The sequence below is a fragment of the Corallococcus sp. CA041A genome (assembly GCF_003612075.1).
In the GTDB taxonomy this organism is placed as follows: Bacteria; Myxococcota; Myxococcia; order Myxococcales; family Myxococcaceae; genus Corallococcus; species Corallococcus exiguus.
Map to the genome: position 1 here is coordinate 1 of NZ_RAWF01000601.1, position 503 is coordinate 503.

Genomic DNA, 503 nt, shown 5'->3' on the forward strand with positions numbered 1-503 from the left:
CCCCCTTCACGCTCAACCCAATTTTTCTTAGGAGACCTATCTAAAGTGCTTCCTTTAGATAACTTGACTGTTAAAGCATCAACGCCAGTCTCTTTAATAGAAGGCTTAGTCTCTAGAGAGTGCTTACGACTCAATTCCACAATAAGGTCAACATCATCGTTAGTGAGGTTAATCCTTTTTTGGCTTACTGCTCTTTCGATCTTTTCTAACTTTGGCATCATCAGGAATCTTCTCCTTGTTCTTGCTGACCTTGATTTGTAGTGCGTTCCACTGCTTCATTGCCTCTATAGCACGCTCTTTGGTGTCGATATTTACACCGTATTTTCCGCTAGCCCAAGCCTTTACCCGCTTAAGAGCTTGTGGAATTGCTGTCTCTAGAGGAACGCCCTTGTCCTCACAAATAGCACGAGCAACGGTCGCAATAAATGTAGGCAACCCATACTCACTTGTATACTGCGCCCAGCTGTCTCTACCAGGAGGGCGAACCATGCTATAGCCACCAC

At 45.1% G+C, this 503-nt stretch carries 1 protein-coding gene; it reads right to left on the reverse strand.

Annotated elements, in window-relative coordinates:
- Positions 1-168: 168 nt before the first annotated feature.
- The coding region (locus D7V77_RS43490; protein WP_233597576.1) for a hypothetical protein at positions 169-503 on the reverse strand (335 nt) is incomplete at its 5' end.